Source organism: Paenibacillus sp. lzh-N1 (genome assembly GCF_002872435.1).
Taxonomy (GTDB): Bacteria; Bacillota; Bacilli; order Paenibacillales; family Paenibacillaceae; genus Paenibacillus; species Paenibacillus polymyxa_C.
Genome location: NZ_CP025696.1, coordinates 5,028,859 through 5,053,839 on the forward strand (window position 1 = coordinate 5,028,859; position 24,981 = coordinate 5,053,839).

A 24,981-nucleotide genomic window follows, 5' to 3' on the forward strand; every position below is an offset into this window, starting at 1 on the left:
CGTTCTAAAATCCACTGCTGCGTCGATTGCGCGTCGGGCCTTCCGGTGCCCCTCTCCGTTGGCCTGATGGCCCACCTTGGCTCCCACCACCAGAAGATCGGCGAGTATTTTCCGCAATCGGCAGAACAAGTGAAAAGACAGCAATAAGGGCCGCCAGTACGAGCGCTGCTAGCAAACGAATCATCAAGTCACCTATAGGCGACCCAGATAACCCTCTTTCCAAAATCAAGCCAGCGAGCAAGCCGGCTGGAACTCCACCAATTGCGAAATTCCGCGCGAGAAAACGGTTATCAAACATCAATCCAAGAGCCAACCCTAATAGAACTCCGATGATAACCAGAGCCGTTACGCGATAAATAGCAAAATACAGACTGTCGGCATACTCACCTGTCCGCTCCGTTACCAGCGTGCGATCACCAATTTTGTTATATATTTTACCGAACGCCTGCGTAAGTCCTTGGGCATTAGCTACATTAGAATAAGTTCCACCCGTTAGGCTGGCAATATTTTGCAACAAAGCTATACCTTCTGATTCTGCCAGTTTCAGGCCGATCGTATTAATCGGAATCTGACGGGCAATGTAAGGAGCCAATGCGGTTTGCGTATCCAGTTCGCTAAAGCCGTCAGAGAGCATAATAACGAGAGAACCTTTTTCCGCATTACCTTGGGTTTCAATCTCCTTGATCGTCTCGTCCAAAGCAAGCCCGATCTCTGTACCGCCTGACATTATAGTCTGCATACTATCGATTTTGGAATATACCGCTTGCTTCTCTGCGTCTGTGCCAATAGGAGTAAACGGCTGTACCAACTGCGCAGTGGATTCAAAAGAAACAATGGCTACGCGCTTGTCTCCATCCATTTGTCCAATTAGACTCTTGGCAGCTGTTAGGCGTTCATTATCGGGATCTGTTTGCTGCATACTCCCGGAATTATCAATCACAAGCACGAGGTCCTGTACACTCTTGCGCCCTTCAGGGTTAATCTGATACCCCAGTTCCAATAACAGACCTGCCACGAACAACATGACCAGTGTAGCAGGAACTAGTAATTTCCAGGACAATCCTGAGTATCGTTGTCGCCATGAATGTCCATTTAACTGTGGCGAAATTAGTTCGCCGATAAGGCAACCTAGACCAATGCACAGCGCCATGATGCCAAAATACAGCCCGACCACGATGATATGCGGCCAGTGGCCTATCAATTTGTGAAGAATAAGCTCTCCTAAGATGAAGCCTACTACAGCGCCCAGCAAGCCAAACACCAATAGGAGAACGTTAAATTTACGTTGCTTCATAAGATTCGTTGCTTCCTTCCATCATTAAAGTAGGATAATATATGGCTACCGCAATTCCGGCAACCGGTCCACGTCGATTCCATGAAACACGAAACCATTCGCAGTATATGTCTCATAATACGTTTTGCCGTTGCGGTAAACCATCAGATCCTCCAGATGGAAGCCGCCCATCAAATGCAGTTTTTCCACCCCGCTACTGCGACGCTCATGAACAAAACCCAGCTTGTAAATTCGCGAAGTAATGTCGACGTCCATCGCATAAGGAAGAAATTCGCCTTCGTAGTCACCAAAAAAATACTTTTCTTCATACCGATGCTCATGGGTATAGTCGAGCAAACGTACATTGATTCCGCCATGCTCTTCTAACGTTTGATACAGTTTTTTAAACAGCTCATCCTTCGGAACGACCAGCCGATTTTCATATGCAGCAGCTACATTGGCACGTCGTAATAATTCTTCTTCGAATGTCTGATTAAATGGCTGTGAGCTGAGCATCAAGGTACGGCAGGTCTGCGTAAGTCTATTCACCAGTGCAGACAGACCTTCATCCAGCAACCCAGATACAGGTCCCATATGCCGGGCGTCAAAGAATACAGATTTCCCCCGCTTGCTTTCCAACTCACGCATGACATCCTCCGTCACACGCTCGTAATACTCGAACAGGTTTTGACCTGTGTAACTGTCAGCCTGCCGAATACTGTCCGTCGCAGCTTGATGTAATTCACGCTCCAGGTTGGCTAGCTGTATTGTAATATGCTTCGCCTGTGCATGCCATTTTTCCAGTGCCATTTCATAGCGGCGAAGTAGCTCCAAATCCACTTGAATCCGCAGCATGTGCATTTTATGCCCGTAGACTGTTTCAGTGAGGTAACGGATCAAGCTACGCACATTATGTTTATCCATAAGCGGCAGTCGCTGAAAAGGCTGATCTTCCACTCGTCCGCTATACAGCGCATCCAGTTCGGCCGCACTGATCTGCAAATCATTGGACGTATCACGAATCATTCCCCGAACAGCCGTAAGCACATTCCCTGTTTGATTTTCATCCGTCCAATCTGTCAGCTCGAAAAAGCCGATATGAGGATGTTCCTTAGCAGCTGCATTCACAGCCATCTGCAAACGCATATCCGCCTGAAAATCTCCCAAGCGCTTCTGTACGATCCGTTCACAGTTATCGCGGAAAAAGGCTTCACACCCCTGACCAAACAAGGTTTCCTCTGCCTCACGTAATGACATTCGTTTCAGCGAGCCGTAGCTGGCTCCGCTCGTCATTAGTGCGCTCATGTCCATGATCGCTTCATTGCCAGGTACTAGATCATTTCGTGTACGACCGCGCTCAGCAGCATCTAAGCCAAAATAATTTAGCTTATCGCGTATGTCCCAATCCTGCTCTGTTCTCATACGCTCTAGCAGCTTCACATAAAAGTGATACAACACCGTAAGCGCAATCGACTGATTAGGGCGGTTAACCCGGGAAAATCCAGCCGACACATAACCCTGCCGCCCGGATTCCGTCATGATGTTATTCTTAAACGATGTATTATTGTAGCCTCCATCCTGTGACCGATAGGAATCTCCTGCCTGGTAACGGTTTTTAAGAAGTTGAATGTGACAAATAATATCACAACTCTCGCGCAGACTATTCGGCACCGTTACGCCGCGCTCATTCTTGTCGGACAGCACATAGACAAGATCGAACAACGGAGATGGAGCATGAGATACCGGGATGGTCAATTTGTCCTCGGTCATATGAAGCGGTGCTGTAAACGTATATGCTGGGCTCTGGATGTAATCCAACTCCCGCATAAAAGCAACGGATGTTGCACTTCTGTAGCCAAATTGGGCAGCCTGGTCGCTTTCGCTCATCAACACATACAGATCCATTTGTACCGATTTAAAAGATTGGGCAAAAATATACTCTGCCAACAGCGTAATTTCAGGAATTAATACGTTCATGGGATCATCCGCTGTTGTCAGGATCGACAAATGTACACGCTCAAACGAGGAATACAACCGACCATAATCAGCCAGATGTCCACTAGCCCGGCGTAACGCGGTGTTAAGTTCAATTAGCTTTGATTCATGTGTATAAAAAGCCTGGTGCAAGTCACGGCGTAACGTTTGGTGACTACTTTCTTCCGGTACAGCTACCGTATGAACGATGGCCTCTACCGAACGGTCTACAGCCGCGTGCTCTTCCTGCGAGCAAATCTGAATATAGGTTACTCCTGTGCTGTTATCCCACTTGGTCCGGTTGATGTCTGCAATTGTGTTCATCACCGGGCTCATGTGATCGCCGATAAAAAGAAACACGGACGGGAAATGGATGCTGCTGCGTCCATCCCCGCTTCCGATTAATTGGTCCTCTGCGGCTGCATAGTCAGCCGCATAACGTAACAGCTGCTCTCTCATACTTTACTTCAACTTTCTGCGGATGTCGTTTAATTTTCCGGCCATTTGAGCATAAAATGCATAAAGTTCCGCTCCATTAGCCAGCTCTACCTTTTCATATTCCAATTGATTGCGTGCCTCTGTGTAAGTGGCAGCCAGCTCATCCAACTTCGCCAGCAGTGGTGTAATATCCTCAGATGAAGTCAATACAGCATCACGGCGATCCGCCTTACGCATTAGTGCTGCAAATTTCTTTTCATCCAATCCACGGAAGTTTGTAAACACTTCAAACTCCACATAATTGCGGCTCTTCATGACGTTGGCAAACGGCTCCCACGCCTCTTCCTCTTCATCACGATCATAGACGTACAAAGCGCCTTTTTTCGTAATTGTGTCTGTATAGAGGGCCTGAATGAACTGATCCAACCATTTTTCTTCATCCTGATATTTGCCCAGTAAAGCTTCCAATTCAGCGGCTTTTGCTTCGATTTGAATATATTTCGCCAGCTCATCACGAACCACCTGTGTTAACTCCGGTGAACGGATCAGGTTTTCCTTGGCCATCTCTTCATTGATACTGCCAAAGATGTCCTTGCTTCCGGTCTGCTCCAGCCCTTCAGCCAGTAGATGCTTCAGCTCAGACCATGCTCTTTTCACCTCGCCCAAATTCGGCTTGGATTCCTGTAAGCGCATATCGTAGCCTGCCAGTAGCGCATTCATATCTAGCGCTTGTGAGCGAATTACAGTAAAACGGCTGCTTGTATTTTGATCGACATCTTTCTCACGAATCACTCCGAGTGCCTTGGCCCGGTCGAAATCATTACGAATGCGGGCATTGTGAGCTTGCACACGCGAATTGATGTAAGTTTCTCCCCATGATTTTTCAGGAATCGGCGACGGCAGATTCGTCCAGTTGTTCTGACCTGTCTGCACCAGATGTCGGCCAATACCTTCACGGTCAAGAATGGTTTTCTCATAGCTCTCTTCATACACTTTGAGCGGCGTATATACAAACAGAGGAACACCATTACGCGTATTGAGCCAGAAAATCCGGTTACGGACTTCACTTTCTTTAATAGTGAAGTGCGATTTGCCAATTGCATTATTTTGATAATTGCGAACGCCTTTCAGGATATTAGGCGACTGTACAGGTACCGAAACGAATCCCCAGGATGGGAAATACAAATTGCCAGAACTGTTGCTCAAATGGAAGACAGGTACAGCCTCCTCATCCAGCTTGCTTGCAATGTAACGCTCCACAAATTTTTCAATCGCTTCATCCTGCCCGTACTTCATGACCAGGAAATCTTCCATAGAACGGGTAATGAGATCACCAAATTTGTCAGTCAAGAAATTGGAGATTGAGCTGATGATGTCCATATCCTGATCTTTCACCCATTGATCTGAATTTTCCAGCAATTCTTGGGCAAAATCACGAATCAAGTCGTCACCATTGCGGTTATCCAGCAGCTTGGTCACAACTTCCGAAATATCCGGTACACTTACCAGATTCCAATAATACGTCTTGTTACCTTTGTGATCGGATTGTTCCTCGCCATTAATCAGCAGATCACCATTCTTTTCGAAAATGGCACTCAGTGCGTTCAAAATTTCAGTAAATACATTATAAATGCGGTTATTTTCTTTGTTTAGCAGGTCATACAGGTCTTCATAGAATTCAATGAGCTGCTCTGTACGTTCCACATCAGCCCGCAGCCAATATTCGTTGATTTTTGCTTCAATATATGCATTTTTCTTCTTATCCTTGGATACAAACGCACTCTTGGCATCGCCCAGCTTCTCGTTCGCCTGCTCTCGCGCCCATTCAATGTCCGTAGGAATACGGTGCAGTGATTCACGCAACGTTTCAACATAGGAAAGCAGCATTTTCAGCAAGCTAAACCCTTTTTCAGTATATATCATGCGGGATACATAAAACGGCCCTTGCTCGGGATGTAGGAACATCCGGCGGATTTGGTCCGTAAACTGTCCTACAATTTCGCCTGGAAGCTGTTTCTTCGCTTTAATATATTCTTCGCGAGCACGCGTCAGGAACGTTTGCTCCAGCTCAGTGTCCATATTAACTACTTGCATCTTAACAACATTGTTATAACTTAGCCGTTCACTGTTTTCAAAGCCTGGAAGCGGCTCAGGTACACGGGACTCAAAGTTTTTGATCATGCTATCCAGATCCACGCCCAGCTTACGGGCAAACTTCTCTACATCCTCCTGATTTGGCGCTTGCTCAAACATTTTGGACATTTTACCAAACATCCGGTAAGCCAGATATGTCGTCATTTCCTCCATAGGCAGCACTGCCGAGGAAGCTCCGATAATATTGTAATCGTAGTTTGCTGGATACGCCTTATTCATTTGCGCGATGTTGGTACGAATGTTGCTGATATAGTCATGAATGGCGAACTCTTCACCCGACTGTTTTTCCTCACTCGCCATAAAGTTGGTGATATTCTCAGCGGTGACATTCATGCAGTAATCATAAGCATTTTCCAGTAGTTTGCCTTCCGTATTCGTAGCCGAAATAAGGTGACACAGATTGAACGGCGGCAACGGCGAGTTTACAGTCAAAATGTTACCGTACTGTTGCTTAAAGCGTTCACCACGACTGTCCACATTCATCCAGTAGTCCAGCTCTTTCAGTGCAGCATAGCCATTCTTTTTAATATATTCACGCGTATGCTCGCTCAGGCTTTTGTTGGCCAGATTAATATCCGGTGTGAACAGATAACCCAGCGTGTTTACACGGTCTACACCTGCGGAGCCATAGTCCCGCTCAATAATGCCTCGAACGATATATGAGATATCGAGGAAAGTACCGCTTCCTGTACCGCCGGACAAACCGGATAGCAAAAACACCATAAGCTTCTTGTTAGTACCTTCAGACAGGGTTTTGATTTTTTTGTCAATACTTTGTACGACCTGATTGATTTTGGTGAACAATAGTAATCGTCCAGCCTGACGTACCCCTGCCGCCCCGTTCATACCATCGGTAATGCTCAGCTCGGGAGACAGCCAGTCAGTGATGTACGGCTCCAAAATACTGCGGTTTTGCAGCAACCCGCCGATTTCCGCATTGGACAGCAGTACAAACTCATTGATGGGGTCCAAACCAATCCCTTTGTATTTTTTGTTGCGGTCTTGTTCATTCGTTTCAAAAGCTAGAAATTCCACATTATCCGGCTTCTCGCTCTTTTTCTTGGAAATCGGGTCCGCAGGCAGCTTGAATCTGCGGTTTATTTGATATTTCAAGCGGAGAAGGGCGTCAATCCCCGTTCCCCCAAGTCCGATAATTAAAATAGGATTATCGATGGTATCTACTCTGATCTTATCGCTTACGATCCCTCCGCCGAGTGATACGTCTAATTGTTGGATATGCTCTCTAACTACTGGTTTCATAGATATGACCTCCTAAGGGTTCGTTTAGCTGTTTACTGAAATAAACTCCAGTAAAATGGTTTTGTCCACACTAGCCAGCGGAATCGTCAGACGATCACCGTTTTTCAGTTCAAGACCATTGCCTGCGTCTACAGCACGCCCGGATTTTTCAATCGTAATCTCTGGGGTACTACGCACCACAATGCGATCCTGGTTCGCTGGCGTGAACACGACCTTATCGGTTCCGGCAAATTCCGGAGCCAGTTGCAGCAACTGGTGTAAATTGAATTTGCCACGGAAGGTGTTCAGCTTCTTATACTGCGGGTATGTCTTTTCGCCGGTATTTTCGTCCCGGATTTCCAGTACGATCTGACCGACAAAGCCACGATTGGCTTTTTTGACAGCCTTCCAGATGAAATATGCCGCCACTAGCAGAACGAGCAGTCCCACCCCTAAAAGAATGAGTGGCAATAGCTTAGACTTTTCAGCAGTTGCCGTAGGCTGAGTTGTGCCAGTATTCGTACCGCTCGCTGCCCCAGCTTTGGCACTGATGGTTACAGGCTGCGTCTCACGGTAAAAGCTCTTCTCCTCTGCTCTGACGGTTAGCTCATAGTCATGCTCATCCGGAATCGTATAGGAGCCGGTAAAAGCATCGCCTGCGTTTGTTAGGGGCACTTCATTCGTTGCGCCGGTATCAAGGTCCTTGACCTTCAGGACCGCATTCATATTCGCATACAATTCCTGATCCTGATACGGCTGGTTATTGCTCGTCAGATAGGAACGAATTTGAACCGAGTCACCTTTTTTGTATGATTTGGCAGGCGGTGCGTCCAGCTTCAATTCCAAATCATAGTTAAATACCAGATTAATATCAATCTTATCCTGCTGCACTCCCTTGACTTGAAGCTTCCAGTCGCCAGCCACAGGCTTGAGCAATTTAATCAGCGAGTAGCTTTTGGACTTGGACAGCAGTACATCGCTCGAAGGAATCGACTTCGTATTGCCCGATGGGTCTATTAATCTCGCGTCCACCGGTTTCGAGGACATGATCGAAATGTTGGCTTCCAGCACGCTATCGTTTGGTATGGTTACTGTAACGTCCTGATAGTCGCCGTTTGCCGTAATGGACTGCAAGGGCACCACTTTCAATTTCAAATTGCTGGCGAAAATTTCACTCAAAATGTTCGGCAGATCGTCTGCCGAGCTTGTAATAAAGGACTTGCCACCCGTTTGCTGCGCGATGTCGGCGAGTTTATTTTTATTCAGCTTTCCATCTGCATTCAAACCGATGGTATAGATCGGCACACCGCTTTTTTTAGCCTCGGCTACAGCCTGTGCCATATCCTGAGCGGATTGGCTTTCAGTTCGGCCTGTCGTCTTATTAAAATCGTTGTTACCATCAGCTAACATAACGATCATAGGCGCATGCCCGGCTGTTTTGCCATCCTGCAAAATACGGATCGCTTCCTTGACACCTACGGAGGTGTCAGTATACGCTCCCCGGTTCAGCCCGTCAATAAATGTCTTCAGCTCCTGCTTATCTGCTTCGGATGAAATATTAAGCAAGGCTTTCTCGCGCTGTACGACATCCGTATAGGCTACAATCCCAACCTTGTCATTTTGTGTTGACAACATATCAATAAACATTTTCATGGCTTCATTGCCAATTTTCCCAGGATCACTGGTGTTCATTGAATTACTTACATCGACTACCAGCACCGCATCCACTTTAGAAGCTGAGGGTGAAGCGGCATTCGCCGTCTGTGGCTGCCAGGCCGAAATCAAGGTCATGATCATTGTACATATGATTCCGATGACCAAAAACCATTTTCTGTCTCTACTAAACATCGCTTGTACCCCTTTGCCGATTAATTCTCATTCTAAATTACAGTTGTACTCCACTACTATTAAATTATAATGAGTTTTACATGAGCGCCAGCTGAAAATCCTGTCCGAGCGGCCTGAATACGACCAAAAAGCCTATTATACCGCGATATTTTACCAATATCCTGCAGTAATGATATAATTATACCCCAACGAGGGCAATCGGGCACCAGCCTTCTCCTTAATACGACAAAAATAACCCTAGCGAAACCCGTTCATGTAAAACAGTAAAATAAAAATCTAAGCAGAAAGAGGAAGTACACTATGATCTCATACGGATGTCTGGCGATTATGTTTCTTTTTGTCGCCATTAAATCACTAATCTACTATATACATAAAAGACGCGCCCCGTCGATTACACAAATCGACACCGAGCTTCTCGCACTGCTGAACCGGAGAAGTGAGCGCAATGAATAGCTCCAAACAGGCTGTGCAATTTCGCCCCTTTACCCGCACAGAGCATGCCTTCCAAAAGCTGAGAGTCTGCAAGCGCTGCGGACAATTCACCGCCCTTTGGGAAGAGAAATGTACATCGTGTGGTCGAGATACGCTGGTTCCTGTAGAGCAATATGCCCAACTCAGAGCCAAACGTTATTTTCATAAAGACCTTGCCGTCGGCATCGCGCTACTGGCTGCTTCTATCTTTTTCGGTCACTCGTCACAGCAAATGCTACTGTGTGGTATCGTCGGTGCGCTTCTCCTGTTGCCCTTGATCCTTCTACAGCAGCGCATTGTTCCTTATGAACAGCGTAGGCAGCTTATACGCCTTTTCAGAGGCCGTATAGGACAGATCCATGAAGGATTGAACGTGAATCACAAAAATGCAGTTGCCCTGCGGCAACTTAGTGAGCGTGTCTGCTATGAAATGCTACGCGAAATTGCCATACTCATTCACAATGATCGGATAAGGCTCCAGCAGGTCGCTCTGCTGCAATCATTTGTTCTTCGCAAAGATATGGAATTAACGCTCGATCCTCTCCTGATCAAAAGCTTTGAACCCCTTATGGTCAGATACATTGGAGAGGTTGCCAGACTCAATCGTGAGCTGATTAAGGATCGGACATTCCGGTATGTGGCTTTTTATGAGCGCCGTATTTTAGAGATGGCAGGAGGCGAAGATATTCTCGTTCGCGTAGCCAGTGCCGCTGTCCGTAAAAAACGCTACATAGTCACCCATGCCGCTTTCATTTCCAGATATGTTCGGAAGCTGCCAAAGGAACGAATCCAACGTTTATATCATATCATTCAGGAGAATCCGTTAGAACCCTTTGGAGATTTGGCCGATGAAGTGAAGATCATGTACCTGATGGAGCAGTATAAAAGCTGAGTTGCCATAATGCCCTTTTATATATGACGTATCCCAGTCAAGGAATCACTGCAATGGATCAGCAAAAAAACCGTCAGGATCGCCAATGTGCCTCCAGACGGTTTTTTAAATATGGATTATAATGACGCTCATGCATCTTTATTGACCTTGCAGTTTATGCTGCGCATGCTTAATGGAAGTAAAGTTAAATGCTCGTACTCCCTTGCTATCATACACAATAATCTCTTTATTTAAATACGGGTGTAGACCATTAAAATATCCGGGCATAATCAGTCTGCGCATAAAAAGGTTTTTACCCAGCAGACGGGGTGAATTGGTCGCTACAACAAGCATCTGCTGGGTTGCAGACCATGGGCTAGGTTGAATATATGACAAACAGTATTCGCCTGCCGTAAAATCGTCACCCCATGTATACCCATCCTCGGTACATTCAATTTGAAGATGAGCTTGATACTTTTGAAGCAGCTCATGTCTGGACAAGGCCGAAGTGATACAAATCACGTTGCTATCAGCCAGTTCTTTCTCTGAAATATCTTTAGAAGAAACCACGGGATAATGAACACCAATGTACGGGTTCCAGGTCGCTGTCCGCGGACTAGCCAAGGCGTTCGCCGTTCGTTTCACCGCCTGCTCTTCCTCTGGTGTAGCATAACTGGAAGGAAGAATAATGTGAAGTCGATTCATATAAACATCAAGTACACCCATACCGTGACTCACACCATTTCTTCCCACGCTTTGCAAACCTGCAATACTCTTAGCTGCATCCGCTTTTCGCGTAGAATCCTCACTGCTCTCTCCCTCCCGTTCAGCAATCAAACGGTATTCGGCTGAGGGGCGTTTGTGCGAGTGTGTTTTAACAAAGCGAAAGCGGCTGTATTCTCGTAAATCCAACATGAAAATGCGAGCTCCGATACGAACTTGGGCCAGTTCCAGGGACATGTCCTCTTGTGAGAGATGAATCACAAATTCTTCGACGTGAACAGCCTCAATATCCAATTCACCCGTGGAACTCATTTCGCCATACAACTCCGCATATTCCTCGTTTTCATCCATGCGTGTCACTTCCAACCAGTAAGCTCGATTATGTCTCCCCCGTTCCGTCCGGTAGGCAATACGCTGAGGTACAGCAACTCTTTTCCATTGCATAAGCCAACCCAGTATGCCGTCCAAAAGTCTTAACTCATGCGTATCCCAATGATTAGACTGCCGCTCTATCACACCTTTAAAATGGTTCGATGAAAGCTCGGTTACCGGAGCTGTGTATGCTTGGGCAAATAAGTAATCCTGGTCACCACACACATCCAATATTGGAATATTGGTCAAATTTTTCAGATGCTTGGGGTGTGGCGTCCCTGAGATTACCGCAATAGCTGCAAACCGAGAAGGATAAGCCTGTGCCATCGCCCATGCAGCATATGCACCATTTGAGTAACCCGTCAGATAGATACGTTCTTCGTCCACTCGGTACGCTTGCAGTATGACATCTAGCCCCTCCAAAAAAGCGGCTTCTCCAATATAACTGCCCAGCGTAACGCCACGACACGAAAAAGTAACAAATATAGCCTCGTCTTCCCAACCCCGCCCAAAACCTCTATTCTGAAAATCCGGCAGTCCCAGCTCATATCGCTTGCCAGGCATTAGAACGATCAGTGGATACCGTCGCTCAGCCGTGTAGTTGCTGGGAAGCTGGATGGTATACCGTTGCAAACTATTGTCCAAACGGGAGACAAAAAAACTTTCACCAATGCCGTCGGCCGTCAAAAAAATATGTTCTTTCTGAAGTAACGATGGGTGCTGTGACTGTTCGGTATGTCCAGATATAAAAATTTGTTTTAATAGCTTAATATATTCACGCACCACCCGGGAATCCCAGATTTCAAAAGGATCTTCCGGCGAATCCGTTAACCTGTTTAATTCCTCAAGCAGGCCCTTTATTTGTATTTTCTGCGCAGAATGAAGAACATCTTTAGCGTTGGCTTGCATGTACTGGTCATACTCTTCCTGCAAGCCCTCCACGACGACTGACAAAGGCCGCACAAGTACCGAATACACAAAATGATGTTCTACAGCCTCATAATCCCGATAGGTAACGGTGAAGTGCAGCATTCCCGTATTCCCGATCTTCTCCTCATCCCAGGCGTAGCTTTGCTCCTGCTCCCAATGGGCTGGAAACTGATCCAGCTTCATGCCCTCATCATTCGTTACCTCGACCCATAACGTTTGATCTGAGGGAAGAAGTATCCGATCCTTACGCAGCAAATAAAATAAAATCGGGCTGTCTTCTCCTTCCCTGCCAGCACTTTGCTCAACCTCTAACCATGCCATATGATTACGTATATTACGCTCTACGAATTCACGATGCAGTTCTATCACATCTGGTTCATCGCATACCTGATTTCCACTGATACGAATAGAGCGGGCCTCATCAGGAATAAATGCAGCAATGATAACGACCGTGTGATCACCTTCCTCCAAATACAAGCGAAAGGGACCGGATTCGGCATATACCAATGTGCCATCTATCCAAATTTGTCCGGTTCCTTCAAACGATCTAAAAATCACTTCCTGTGCAGTCATACAACGTAGATTTGAAACCAGCAAAAGTCTTTCGTGTTCAGCCAAAGGCGGAAAAACACCTAGATTCAGTTCAGAGGTCCGAGGGTCAAGCTCGGTCAGTAATCGGCACACTGCCTTTCCTCCTGCTGAAAGCTCGATTCCATCTTCACCACAAGCCTTTTCCAAATTCCATTCCTCTTGCGTAAAATGACTCGACCATTCCCTGCCCACACCACAATTTTCCGGAAGCTCGACTGGGCCGACTGCATAAGCAGACGCCAGTCGTACCGGATGATCCGACAGCACAGTAGTTGCTTTTTCCAGATGTGTGAACCTCATAACATTCCCCCTCCAGGTTTTTGTGTCCTCAGAGACGTAGCCGCGTTATATTCCGTTTAACATTCAATTGAACTATATAAAACTATTCGTTACCACCTCTGCGTACTCCTCCGTGCTTTTCAAAAAAGAAGCTATTCTCACAACAAAAAAAGAGGCAGCTTCTGCCACCTCTCTTGATCATTGTGCTTATTTTCTTACAATGCTGACTGCAAGTCTTCGATCAAATCCTCCAGATCTTCAATCCCAACCGAAATCCGTACCAAGCCTTCCGTAATACCTAGCTCTGCACGGCGTTCTGCCGGAATGGAGGCGTGCGTCATACGTGCTGGAACGCTAATCAGACTTTCAACCGCTCCCAAGCTCTCAGCCAATGTAAAATACTTTACTTTTTTCAGGAGGGCAACCGCGTTAGCATCGCTACCTACATCAAAGGAAATGATGCCGCCAAAGCCTTCAGCTTGAGTTTTGGACAGCTCATGCTGTGCATGGCTTTCCAGCCCAGGGTAGTATACCTTACTAACCTTCGGATGCATTTCCAAAAAGCTTGCAATTTCCTTTGCATTTTTCTCAATTGCTTCCATACGCAGACCCAAGGTTTTGATACCACGAATCAATAACCATGAATCCTGCGGACCGAGAATACCGCCAATGGCGTTTTGCAGAAAATGAAGCTGCTCGCCCAGCTCTTCACTGTTGACTACAGCCAGACCGGCTACAACATCGCTGTGTCCACCCAAATATTTGGTTGCGGAGTGTACGACGATATCAGCCCCGAGTGTAATTGGCGTCTGCCAGTAAGGGGTAGCAAATGTATTGTCCACAATCAACAAAAGCTCATGCTTTTTCACCAGTTCTGAAACTGCGCGGATATCAGTAACTTTCAATAGCGGGTTTGTTGGTGTTTCGACATACAATGCCTTCGTATTCGGACGGATTGCTTTAGAAATAGCCTCAAGATCAGTTGTATCCACAAATGTGGACTCAATCCCGATCCGACTAAGCACTTTGCTTACAATACGATAAGTGCCCCCGTATACATCATCGGTCAGCAAAATATGATCCCCTGCTTTAAACAAGGAAAACACTGCATGAATCGCTGCCATACCGGAACCGAAAGCAAAACCACGTTTGCCTTCCTCCAGTTCCTTGATCAGCTCTTCCAGTGCAAACCGGGTCGGGTTGCCTGTACGTGAATACTCGTATCCCTTATGAACGCCGATTTCCTCTTGCTCATAAGTGCTTACCTGATAAATAGGAACGTTAACCGCGCCAGTATGAGGATCGGTAGGGAGTCCACCGTGAATCAGTTTTGTTTTGCGTTTCATTTTATATCCCGCCTTCATATATTTTTTTGCTCAAATAACGTTCACTGCTATCTGGGAAAATGGTGACAATATGTGCACCATCCGGTGCGCTCTCTGCTTCCAGTAAAGCAGCATGGAGGGCAGAACCGGAGGAACTGCCCACGAGAATTCCCTCACGTTCCGCCAACTCCTTGACGCGGTTGAATGCGTCCACATCGCTAATGGTATGAATGGCATTAAAATAGCCTTTGTCCACAAACTCAGGGATCAATTCCATGCCGATTCCTTCTGTTTTATGAGGGCCTGACTCGCCTCCATTCAAAATGGACCCTTCAGGCTCCACAATGACAGTTTTAATGGCTGCATTTTGCTCCTTAAGATAACGCGAGGTTCCCATAAATGTGCCCCCTGAGCCTGCTCCTGCCACGAATACGTCGACTTTACCGTCCAGATCGTTCCAAATTTCAGGTCCCATTGTCGTATAATAAGCCTCTGGATTATCAGGATTGCTAAATTGCTGCGGCAAGTACGCATCTTTGATTTCAGCTGCCAATTGCTTTGTTTTTTCAATGGCTCCCTTCATTCCCTCACTTGTCGGGGTATGAACGATACGTGCTCCCAATGCTTTCATCAAGTCCTGCTTCTCTTGGCTGAACTTCTCAGGCACAGCAAAAATAACCGAGATATCATAATGAAGCGCGGCCATCGCAAGACCAATACCTGCATTGCCTGCTGTTGCTTCTATTAAAGTCCCGCCCGGCTTCAACTGGCCTGTCTTTAACGCTTTTTCAATTAGAGCCTTTCCCACCCGGTCTTTTACGCTGCCGCCGGGGTTCATAAACTCCAGCTTGGCGAACAGGCGAATTCCTCTGGGTAGAGAATAGCTGTTCAGCTCCACTAATGGCGTGCGCCCGATGAGTTCAAGGGTATTGCGATATACATTCATAATTTCAAGCTCCTTTTAATGGCGAATCCAAAATAAACCAATGGTCAAAAATTAGCGCCCATTGTCGGAGAAATTCGCTGTCTTCTCCAAAAACATAGTAATGCGGTAAGTATTGATGCAATAAGATTTTATGTGTATTTGAAGCTTTTGTCAAATGGACCAGTCACAACACCCACACCCTTGATATTCTGCCTCGATATGATGGTAAATATCTCTCAAAATACCCACGTCTAACATAGGAGGATGTCATCTATGGGTAAGCAATGTTTAAAGATAGCTGCTGTATATTTTGCCCTCGGTGTGCTGTTCAGTCTAATCATTGGCGTGTCGGGTAATTATAGCCTGTCCCCTATTCAGTCTCATATCCATTTGCTGGGCTGGACGACTCTTGGGATCATAGGTCTAATCTACGTGACCTTTCCTGCACTTTCAGTTACGATTCTGGCACGTATCCACTTTTGGATACATAACATCAGTCTGCCAGTGTTGATATTGGGGATTATAGGTAAAAATTACGCGATAGCAGAGGCTGGAGTGTGGGTCGTCATAGGGTGGGTGTTACTCGCGGCGGGTATTATGCTGTTTATGGTGAATGTGTGGGACAGACTGCGTTAGATCACATAAGTTTCTTCACTGGTCATAGGAAAAAGGAGCCCGATCATGCCAAGGCTCCTTGATATCCTCATTATAGATTGCAATATATAGCTAGCTGTGCTAGCAAAGTGTCCTTACTGTTAATTTACTGCTCCATCCTGTACATGTTCTTTACAGAAGTTTTCAACTGCTTGCAGCTCATCATCTTCAAGTTCAAGCTCAATGTAACGATCCGTTGCTTTTTCAAACAATTCATACTTCAGCAGTCTTGTCTTTTCTTCGTCTACTAAATAAAGAGCACGGATATATATTCCGTTTTCAGTGTATAGCTCGTCGTCTTCCTCTACCTCTACCTCAATGATAAATTCATAACGCTGTCCACTCAAAATACCAAAAGCATCTTTAATTTGATCTACTGTATATGCTGTAAAATTCAACATGTTTTTATTCCCTCCGGATTTCCTTCAATTATGGTGCATTCTACGCCGGCAGGCAGTAGTTGTTCAACTTGTGTGCGTACTTCTGGACGATTCAAATCCTGACCCATGATCGAGATCCAGCCGTGATCATTACGCGAGCGGATTAGACGCCCGATGCCCTGTCTGAGTCTAAGTGCCATGTGAGGCATATCTATCTCAGTAAACGGATCTGCTGCATCCTTGCGCAGAGCCGTAAAAACCGGATCATTCGGAGGAAATGGCAGCGACCAGATGATGACATGTGACAGGGATGGTCCAGGGATGTCCAATCCTTCCCATAATGTAACAGCGCACAACACACTTTCCTCATCATTCTGAAAAGCGGAGATCAGATGGCTAATTTCAGCCGAGCCTTCATACAGAAAACGATAGGCAGATGCCTCTGGGTAAGCAGCGAGACCCCTTTGGAAGGCAGTCAGTTCCTCCTGAGAAGGAAACAGAATAAGCGCTCTTCCCTGCGATTTCTCCAGCAGCGTCAGCGCTCTCTGGATTGGGTTATGTCCCGCTTGTAGCGGGTACAGTGCGGCTTGCATCTGATCGCTGTAGCCATAAGGTGAAGCGACGGAAAACGTTAGCGGGTTTTCAATACCGAGGCTCTGCGCCATATAGTCAAATGAACCCTCCACGGAAAGTGTAGCCGAAGAGAATACGATTGGAATATGCTGCGCAAATACTCGTTCTTTGAGAATCTCTTTTACCATCTTCGGCATAACCACAAGCGTTAATCCATCCTGATCCTCTGTCACCCACGAAATGAGAAGTTCAGGACGCTTAAACAAAGCCAAAGCAGTTTGAATCATTTCCAAATGTTCTTCTACAATTTTGACTTGATACTCATCCAACGAGAATAACCCGCTTTCAAACACAAGCTCTTCCTCGATCGTACCGATCAGTTCACCAAAACGGGTCACTTCCCGAATCAACGATTCATTCAGGATAAACTCCTTGCGGCTAGACCCTTGTACTGGCTGACTGCTCTTATTGAGCGCAGCAAACAAAACCTCGCTTTGGGAGATTGCATCTTCGATCGTCATGGCCAGAGATTCCCGCACTTCTCCCTCTAGCAGCCGAGTAATAATAGACTCAAATTGAGTGTGCTTAAGCTTGTAAGTAAGCGCATTTTGTGCCGCTGTCTCCAGCAAATGCCCTTCATCAAAAACAACAGAACTGTGCTCCGGCAGCAACGGCAGCTGACCCTCGCGCTTTCGCGCTTCATAGGTCCATACATGCTCCATGTAAAAGTCATGAGAGCAGATGACCAGATCTGCCGCTTTGCGGTAATGATCACGAGACAACGTCTGTCCGCAACGATGCCGCTGATGACAGACGAGACAGTCTTGAAATACATCCCATCCAAGTCTGCTCCACTGTCCATCTGTTAGCTCAGGATACTCTTTCCGGTTCCCGTATGGAGTAAAGGACTGTAACGTATCTGGAAAATGGACAAAATCAGGCAGACCCTGATAAATATCGCGAAAAACATCCGCGTCCTCATCCAGTCCGCTTCTCACCTCATCCAGCTTGTTCAAGCAAATATATTGATCTGGCGATTTCCCTAATCGGGCATCAATTGTCAAGCTTAGATGCCGCGCCAGCTTGGCGATATCTCCTTCTGGCTTCACCAGTTGTTCAATCAATGATTCATCCGCACAGGCAATAATCGCCGGTTTTCTCATGTATCGGGCATATGCAATAGCGTACAGCAGGTATACCAGCGTTTTACCAGTGCCTACACCTGCTTCTGCAAAAATGGTCTTTTTTTCCTTATAGGCACGTTCTAGCTGGAATGCCATATAAATTTGTTCATCCCGAACCTCAAAGCCGACTTCAGGCAAAACTTCATAAAATACATCTGCAATCCAGTCACTTGCCTGCTCAATAAACGGCTTGGACGGATCAAAGGCAAAAGGGTAAGTAGTCAATCGGGCTGTGCCTCCAATTCGTTCATAATGTGCATCCTTTCATTATAACGCAAAACAAGCTAAAAAGAACATGTAAACTGTAAGAATAACTTACATTTTTTATTTTGTCACAATGGAATTTTTTCATGACATAATGAGAAAACAAAGAAACCAGCGAATGCTTTCAGGCACTGGCTGGTTCCTTGTTTACTTTTGCTTCATCAAATCTGGAATTTGTTCCAGCAATCGCTCTCTCGTAATGGCATCATCAAAATTCCACGAGCTGTCGAGCATATATACCCGTTTATTCTGAACGGCTGGAATCGTTTTTCACACTTCACTATTCATCAGGTTTCTGGTTGTTGCAATTGTTTCTTGACTCTGATCCGACAGAATAAAAAGTTCATCCCCGATAAATGAAGGAAGTACCCTTCCATCTTCCGCAACGTTAATTTCCTTAATTTATGATGTTAGAAGCTGCTGGAGGCAAGGATGATTGCTGCTCATGTCGCTGCAACTCTTTTTTATTTACAACTAAGGTTTTGGCACATAAATCGTGGACTCCTTGTTTTTTCGCAGTAAAAGCAACCACAATGTAAATAATATGAACAAGCATAAAAGAAATGACTTTAATCCAGTACCGTCCGGATGCGTGTAAGAATCCTAGACGGTTTCCTTTGCTGTTAACTACAACTAGAGAAAACACAAGCTTCCCCGGCGTAGCCTGTACTTTCGATGATTCCAAAAAACCACAATATAGCCATGGTAGCACAAGCCAAAGAATCAGCGGCATCCAAATAAAAAATTCTAGTATGAAACCCGTCTCCTCTATATCCAGAAGAACTGGAATTATGGAAAATGTCCCCCCAACTAAAAGGACTATGGCAAAGAGAATGATCAGATCAATCATAAACGCTGCCGTTCTTACCCAAAATCCTCCGTAAATCTTTCTTACACTATCACTTACTACTGTCATAATGATGTATAACTCCTTTTCATTCGTTAAAATCCATTTTATTCCTTTATCCAAGAAAATATCATACGGTCACCTCCCTAAATTGTCAATTTACGAATAAAAACTCATAAACAAGTGAAAAGACCTATTTCCATGCATTAAAATGAACATTCTTTTAGGATTTAAGCGCTTATACACCGTAATTTTACTCTGAGTGGGCACGAAATAAGCGCGCCACAGTCTCTTATCTACCTATACGTAGTACTTTGGCATCGAATTAGAATCAGCCTTTTTCACGGATAAAAAAACAACGTATGTGTAAATGAGATTACACATACGCTGCTTACTATTCATTCCGTGCATTTGACAAGCGACACCCGATTGGAAATGGGATTGTTCCTGCCCGTCTTACTCACTATGCTTTTCGCCTTTCAACACTAAACAAACCTTCCTCACCACGCAGCTTTGCCAATGCTTCGACAAAGAAGTAATCGCCGTAGATAATGGGCACATTGATGTGTCTTTGCTCAGGATAATGTACGGTTCCGTTCATCAGCAATCCCTCATGTTCTTGGCACCATGCCGTACATGTGTGATGCAAGCCCTTGAGGATAGATTCTGCAGCTTTGGTAAATTGCTCTGCACGTGCCGAATATTTTGCTAGTTCCAGCAAACCGCTAGCTGCAATGGCTGCAGCTGACGAATCCCATGCTTCGCGGTGCCCTTCTTCTGCTCTAAAGTCCCACACAGGCAGGCAAGCATCGCCCAGTTGGGACAGGAAAAAGTCAGCCGTGTTCTCGGCTACCTTTAAATAACGCGGATCGCGCGTGTACCCGTACGAAAGCGTAAAACCGTACAGCGCCCAAGACGTGCCGCGTGCCCAGGCGGAACCGGCAGCAAATCCCTGTCCGCCATGCTCGGCGACCTTTTTTCCAATCTCCGGATCGAACTCAATTACATGCGCGATGGAGCCGTCCGAACGAACGAACTCACGTGCCACGGTATCTGCATGCTGAACAGCGAGAGCAGCAAAGCGTGGATCTCCACTTTCCTCCGAGGCCCAATAGAGCAAGGGTAAATTCATCATACTGTCTATGATCGCAACACCCCGTGTATCCATATCCTTCGAGTGGAAGTTCCACGCACGAATAAAGCGGCCATTCACGTTAAAACGAGCAGCCAGCAAATTAGCAGCCAATAACCCCCGTCTTCTGGACTCTGCATCACCAGTCAACCGATGGGCGGCCACACCGCTGAGCAGCCAAATAAAACCGAGATCATGGTCTACAGCTTCGCTATTATAGAGTATTTTCTCCAATCGAGCCTCGCAGCGTTGTGCAATTTTGGCGGTCTCACTGTCAGGACGTGCCCGATGGGCCAGCCATAGCAACCCCGGATAAAAGCCTGCTGTCCACCACGCTTCCTCACAATTATCATAACGTCCACCCTCTGCAACATGTGGAAAGGCGTCCCCCAGTCTTGCCGCCAAGGCAAGCGTTTTATTCAATGCCAGCTCCCACGATTGTTCCAGCCATGCTTCTGATTTTGTCATTTCTTTTTCCTCTCCCTTTCCACAGGATTGAAGATAACTATGGCTCCCGACCTAATCTATTCAGGTAACCGAATGATAAAGGAAATGCGGCTGCCTCCACACTCCAGACGCGCTCCCTTAAGTAAACCATTTCGGCAGGCTACGGCAGTCAATTCTTCCGGCCATACCACGTTTGTTCCTTCCGTCGTGGGGATGACTTCAAGGCTTGCGCCTGCGTATTCGACTCGAATGCTTTCAGTTTCTTTCCCGGCTGTCATCACATGATGAATCACACTTCGTTCCCGACCGTCATACGCCATCAATGGAATAAGTGCCCCTACATTCTGAATATTGCCTTGAAGCTCATACGACACTTCAATTTTGCCAGGCACCTGACGATAATGCGTTCGGATTTCCCTCACTCCCGGGAATGGACCTTCCCACAGCAGAGTAAAGTCTGTCTCTCCATCAGATGCTGAACTGCGCTCCATCTGTACGTTTCCTCCGCCATCCTGCGGATCAATCCCTCCATCACGGTCGAACTCCAATGTGCCAGGGATTCCTTCTGACAAGCTGTGCCACTTTCCGTCTTCGGTTTGCCAGGCCGGTGTATAGCTCAGCGGGAAAATATCTCCCTCCGCGAAACCCGTAAAGCCGCGATCTGCGTGTCCTGCTGAGGATGGGCCGATCAGAGATGGCAACGCAGAACGTTGAATACGTACGATACCCGGAATATTGTACGGATCGTTGATTGAGGTTTGCACAAGCATTTGCTGCCCGTCTACAGCTGCAATGACGGTCTGAAACCAGCCATCCGTTGCCAATACCCGACTGCCGATCTCCGCCGGGATAGAGGTTGGAGGAATGCGATCAATCTCCTTTCCATGTAGGAGGGTATGGGCCAGCACAGCTGCCGTCCACAGACTGTAGCAGGTATGATTCGAGTACACCTCAAAGCCATGGCGTGCCTCAGATGAATAATGGTTGCGGACGATATGCAGTTTGCCATCATCGGTCTGCCAACGGCCAATCGATTGCCAGCATAGATCTGCTGCCCGCCGAAATGCACCTGCAAGCCCATACTCGCCTGCTGTATACGCCTGCTGCGCATGTGTTGTAAAAACAAAGGCCGCAGCCGCTTCGTTCCATTGGTGTTGCGCGCTTCTTCCACGCGGAGGAATTTCCCCATGCGGGGATAAAGTCAGCAATGAGCTGAGTGCTCCCCTGCGAAGGTAGTCACGCACTTCGAGAGCACAGCCGCCATTATATCCGTTCTCCAGCATCACGCCCAGATGAAACCGTGTGACAATATCGTAGGCGAATGGGCTATTGGGCCGATCCAGCGGACCATCTTGGTACAGCCCCAAACTGGTAAAGCGAGGTAAGTGGTAGTTGCGGATATACGTCTCCATCCACTCAGAATCGGCTGCAATCCCTTCAGTGGCACGCAAAAACTCGCCGGAAATCATGATTGCATTCCAGTTGATCATCCGGTTTGGATTTTTCATTTTGCTCATCGTAAAAATGTAGGTCTGCTCAGGCTGAATCCTGCTCAATTGCTGTTTCCAAGCCGTGGCCTGCTCTGGCAGCAGATTTTTAAGGATACGATACGCCCCCATCATCATAATTGGAAAAAAGTCCGGGTGATGATCTGGTGCTTTTTCCTCGACTACACAGGCTATGCTATGCGTCAAGGCTGCAGCAGCAGACTCAAGTAAATCATGCCGGCCTTCTTTGACCAGCACAGCCGCAGCCAACGCATAGGATGGAGTGGAGTAATACCGTTCACTTTCAGAATGAGGATCAATGATAGCTCCGTTTTCATCTTGATACAAGGCATATGCACGAACTAGCTTTTCCAGCACAGCCAGCTTACGTTCGTGAGTCCATCCGTCATTTTCTCGATTTGGTGCGCTTTCCTCCTGTTCTATAAATCTCTCCAGTTCCGTCTGCCAAGGGTACACGCTGCCTATTTGAAGCTTATTCATTCTGTATGCCTCCCATTCAACATGAAGATTGATGTATGGTAAAAAACAGATTGCAATCGATGCTTGCTGAACCGTTCCAGCGATTAGAGTCTAGTTGCAGTGATGTCTTATAAAACACAAAAGCCACTCCGTCATGATCTATATGCTTCACAGCCTCCAGCCGCTGTCTTAGCACGCCAGCATCATAATCTAGCCTAACCACTGCGTTCGTTCCCTTCCATTCCACGAAGCCTACTCCTGTATGAGGCTGAATACGGCTGATCAAAAGCTCCTCCACATCCCACGGCTTCACGTTCATACCAGACGTCTCAAACTCAAAATGATCAGTGACAGTCAGCCTTGCTCCCTCGTTACCTTCCAGTACACTCCAGACAAAGGAGCGGGTGAAAACAGTCAACTCATCTACAGGATAAGCAGATGTCAAATCGAGCTTAAACCTTGTAAGCGTCTGTTCTCCCTCCATCTCATCCATAGCAGCATCGAGTACAACGGCTCTTGCCTTTGCTCCAGATTGCTGCGTGATCCCATTAATGATAGGCACGGAATGACCGCTGGAGGAAATATTGATAATCGAATCCCGTCCTGGTGAAAAGTAGGCTTTCGTGTACAAGCCTGCTCCCAGATCACAGAGTACATTTTCGCCACCGCCATGAAGGATGAAATGTCCAAGATCATTATGATTGTGCGGCTCGTTGTTATGCCCAGCCTTGGCTGAAAATGCAAGTACGTCACCTGACTCAGCCTGCACCCTCCCAGATTCGCGATGACTGTAACTGCGGCTGCGGCACATCAACCAGCCGAGTTGCGGCAAATAATCGATTACGGCTTCACCGGATCCATATACCAAGGGATTGGTCCAGACTAGGTTACGCAATACATGAGCCCAGCGGCGACATGGATCTTCCAACAAACCAGGTACGCGAAAGGGGAGTGTAGATGGGCGTCCTTGCAAAAAATTCACATGAGAGATGAGTCCAGAAGGCAACCGTTCAGTTTCACTACTATCTGAATAATTAGCGAAAATACCGTCTGACAGATGGACTCGTTCTGCAAAGGCTGCGATTTGTCTTACCTTTTCTGAGTTCAAAATATCCACAGCTCCCTCGGTAAACTCACGCAGCATATCGGCAAAATATATAAAATACCCAAAGCCATACACCCAGTAACCTACGCCTTCGGGACATCCCCCGTCCTCTCTGTAGCCTGCCAAAAAACAATCCAGTGCACCCAGCATACGCTCGATGGCTACCGCTCTGGAAAAGTCGTCTTTTGCCAGCAGCAATGCAGCAATTCCGCAACCTGAAGCGCATACTGCCGACCAGTTATGCTCTGCCGTTTCCCAATCAAAATGGTGAGGCTGCCAAAACACAGGTTCCAGTACACGGCGTTCGACCTCTTTGTGCACCTGAACGACTACGTGATCAGCCAGTCGTTCTCCGAGTAGCAATAAAATTTCAACCAGCATTTGCGCTGTTTCGGATGCGAATAAATCCACCTGCTGCCAAGGCGGTGTTACAGTGTCCTCTTCGTTGACATGTGCAGGAAGCGCCCAAGTGTACTCGCTACATATGTCCAGCAGTCCGCTTTCCACCTCTCTCATCTTCCGATGCTCCGGATCGGCAACTGCTGCCAGCACGATAGCAACCAGTCGTCCGCGCCGTTCAAAGTATACATCCTCATACGGCTTGCGCTCCCCTGTATTAGCAAATTGCTGGAACAGAGACAACGGTAGTTCAAGCCGTGGTGCTTCCCGAACATCATTGCAGATACGTTCGATGTCCTTCCAAAGCTCGGCGTATGCCGGTTCATCGACAGTTGCCCGCAACCTTTGAGTCCAATTGCTCCTTAAACGTTGTCTTGCCGAATTCTGCACTCCGCCAGCCAGCGCGTTGACGAGCCGCGAAGCAGGCCAAGCCTCCTTCAGAAGACTCATTCGCATTTCCTCCCCATGAGAAGCATTCGTTTCACTTTCTTTTTTGTTAACGCTTTCATTGTATCTAACAATCTGCCTAAATTCAAAGGGGGGTAAGAATATAATTGGAAAAATATAAAAAAACCTCCACGCCACGTTGTCGTGGTCATGAAGGTTCTTATTTACG

The 24,981-nt window shown here is 46.7% G+C and carries 16 protein-coding genes; 3 read left to right on the forward strand and 13 right to left on the reverse strand.

The window, feature by feature from the left end; genetic code table 11:
• Positions 1 to 4: 4 nt before the first annotated feature.
• From C0638_RS22130 to C0638_RS22145, 4 genes are read right to left on the reverse strand one after another with little or no spacing between them, the layout of a single operon-like run.
• Positions 5 to 1,294 (reverse strand): vWA domain-containing protein, encoded by a 1,290-nt coding sequence (locus C0638_RS22130; protein ID WP_058710446.1) that lies wholly within the window; start codon positions 1,292 to 1,294, stop codon positions 5 to 7.
• A 45-nt stretch (positions 1,295 to 1,339) separates the two neighbouring features.
• Positions 1,340 to 3,706: a transcription initiation factor TFIID gene (locus C0638_RS22135; RefSeq protein WP_058710447.1), complete on the reverse strand. Its 2,367-nt coding sequence runs from the start codon at positions 3,704 to 3,706 to the stop codon at positions 1,340 to 1,342.
• A 3-nt stretch (positions 3,707 to 3,709) separates the two neighbouring features.
• Positions 3,710 to 7,099: a tubulin-like doman-containing protein gene (locus C0638_RS22140; RefSeq protein ID WP_058710448.1), complete on the reverse strand. Its 3,390-nt coding sequence runs from the start codon at positions 7,097 to 7,099 to the stop codon at positions 3,710 to 3,712.
• Positions 7,100 to 7,123: 24 nt separating this feature from the next.
• Entirely contained in the window at positions 7,124 to 8,926 is a 1,803-nt protein-coding gene (locus tag C0638_RS22145; RefSeq protein ID WP_058710449.1) for a vWA domain-containing protein, read from the reverse strand.
• 300 nt (positions 8,927 to 9,226) lie between these two features.
• Here C0638_RS22145 and C0638_RS25455 point away from each other — a divergent pair, with 300 nt between their 5' ends.
• Both C0638_RS25455 and C0638_RS22150 read left to right on the forward strand, forming a co-directional pair.
• Positions 9,227 to 9,379, forward strand: coding sequence for a hypothetical protein (locus tag C0638_RS25455; protein ID WP_165079916.1), 153 nt, complete (start codon positions 9,227 to 9,229; stop codon positions 9,377 to 9,379).
• A complete protein-coding gene (locus tag C0638_RS22150) occupies positions 9,372 to 10,289 on the forward strand; it encodes a hypothetical protein (RefSeq protein WP_058710450.1) in 918 nt (305 codons plus the stop codon). The genes C0638_RS25455 and C0638_RS22150 overlap by 8 nt, the downstream gene beginning before the upstream one ends.
• 138 nt (positions 10,290 to 10,427) lie before the next feature.
• On the opposite strand, the gene C0638_RS22155 is transcribed toward C0638_RS22150, so the two are convergent.
• The 3 genes from C0638_RS22155 to C0638_RS22165 all read right to left on the reverse strand — a co-directional run bounded on the left by C0638_RS22155 (position 10,428) and on the right by C0638_RS22165 (position 15,434).
• Positions 10,428 to 13,184 (reverse strand): PHB depolymerase family esterase, encoded by a 2,757-nt coding sequence (locus C0638_RS22155; protein ID WP_058710451.1) that lies wholly within the window; start codon positions 13,182 to 13,184, stop codon positions 10,428 to 10,430.
• A 194-nt stretch (positions 13,185 to 13,378) separates the two neighbouring features.
• Positions 13,379 to 14,509 (reverse strand): bifunctional cystathionine gamma-lyase/homocysteine desulfhydrase, encoded by a 1,131-nt coding sequence (locus C0638_RS22160; protein ID WP_058710452.1) that lies wholly within the window; start codon positions 14,507 to 14,509, stop codon positions 13,379 to 13,381.
• 1 nt (position 14,510) lies between these two features.
• Entirely contained in the window at positions 14,511 to 15,434 is a 924-nt protein-coding gene (locus C0638_RS22165) for a PLP-dependent cysteine synthase family protein (protein WP_013370925.1), read from the reverse strand.
• 252 nt (positions 15,435 to 15,686) lie between these two features.
• On the opposite strand from C0638_RS22165, the gene C0638_RS22170 reads away from it, so the two are divergent.
• Entirely contained in the window at positions 15,687 to 16,049 is a 363-nt protein-coding gene (locus C0638_RS22170) for a hypothetical protein (RefSeq protein ID WP_058710453.1), read from the forward strand.
• A gap of 119 nt (positions 16,050 to 16,168) precedes the next feature.
• Here the strand turns inward: C0638_RS22170 and C0638_RS22175 are convergent, their stop codons facing one another.
• The 6 genes from C0638_RS22175 to C0638_RS22205 all read right to left on the reverse strand — a co-directional run bounded on the left by C0638_RS22175 (position 16,169) and on the right by C0638_RS22205 (position 24,815).
• On the reverse strand, positions 16,169 to 16,468 hold the full coding sequence (locus C0638_RS22175) for a DUF6509 family protein (protein ID WP_025679121.1): 300 nt from the start codon (positions 16,466 to 16,468) through the stop codon (positions 16,169 to 16,171).
• Positions 16,462 to 18,429 carry an ATP-dependent DNA helicase gene (locus C0638_RS22180; RefSeq protein WP_058710454.1) on the reverse strand — a complete coding sequence of 656 codons (1,968 nt, stop codon included), beginning with the start codon at positions 18,427 to 18,429 and terminating at the stop codon, positions 16,462 to 16,464. Before C0638_RS22180 ends, C0638_RS22175 begins: the two co-directional genes overlap by 7 nt.
• Before the next feature lie 436 nt (positions 18,430 to 18,865).
• Positions 18,866 to 19,384 (reverse strand): RDD family protein, encoded by a 519-nt coding sequence (locus tag C0638_RS22190; protein WP_040103737.1) that lies wholly within the window; start codon positions 19,382 to 19,384, stop codon positions 18,866 to 18,868.
• 394 nt (positions 19,385 to 19,778) lie between these two features.
• Positions 19,779 to 20,915, reverse strand: coding sequence for a glycoside hydrolase family 88 protein (locus C0638_RS22195; protein ID WP_040101463.1), 1,137 nt, complete (start codon positions 20,913 to 20,915; stop codon positions 19,779 to 19,781).
• 56 nt (positions 20,916 to 20,971) lie between these two features.
• The gene (locus C0638_RS22200; RefSeq protein WP_058710455.1) at positions 20,972 to 22,882 is read right to left on the reverse strand and encodes a hypothetical protein; all 1,911 of its coding nucleotides are present in this window, start codon (positions 22,880 to 22,882) and stop codon (positions 20,972 to 20,974) included.
• Positions 22,883 to 22,898: 16 nt separating this feature from the next.
• Positions 22,899 to 24,815, reverse strand: a complete 1,917-nt coding sequence (locus C0638_RS22205) for a heparinase II/III family protein (protein WP_058710456.1) — start codon at positions 24,813 to 24,815, stop codon at positions 22,899 to 22,901.
• Between the last annotated feature and the right edge of the window lie 166 nt (positions 24,816 to 24,981).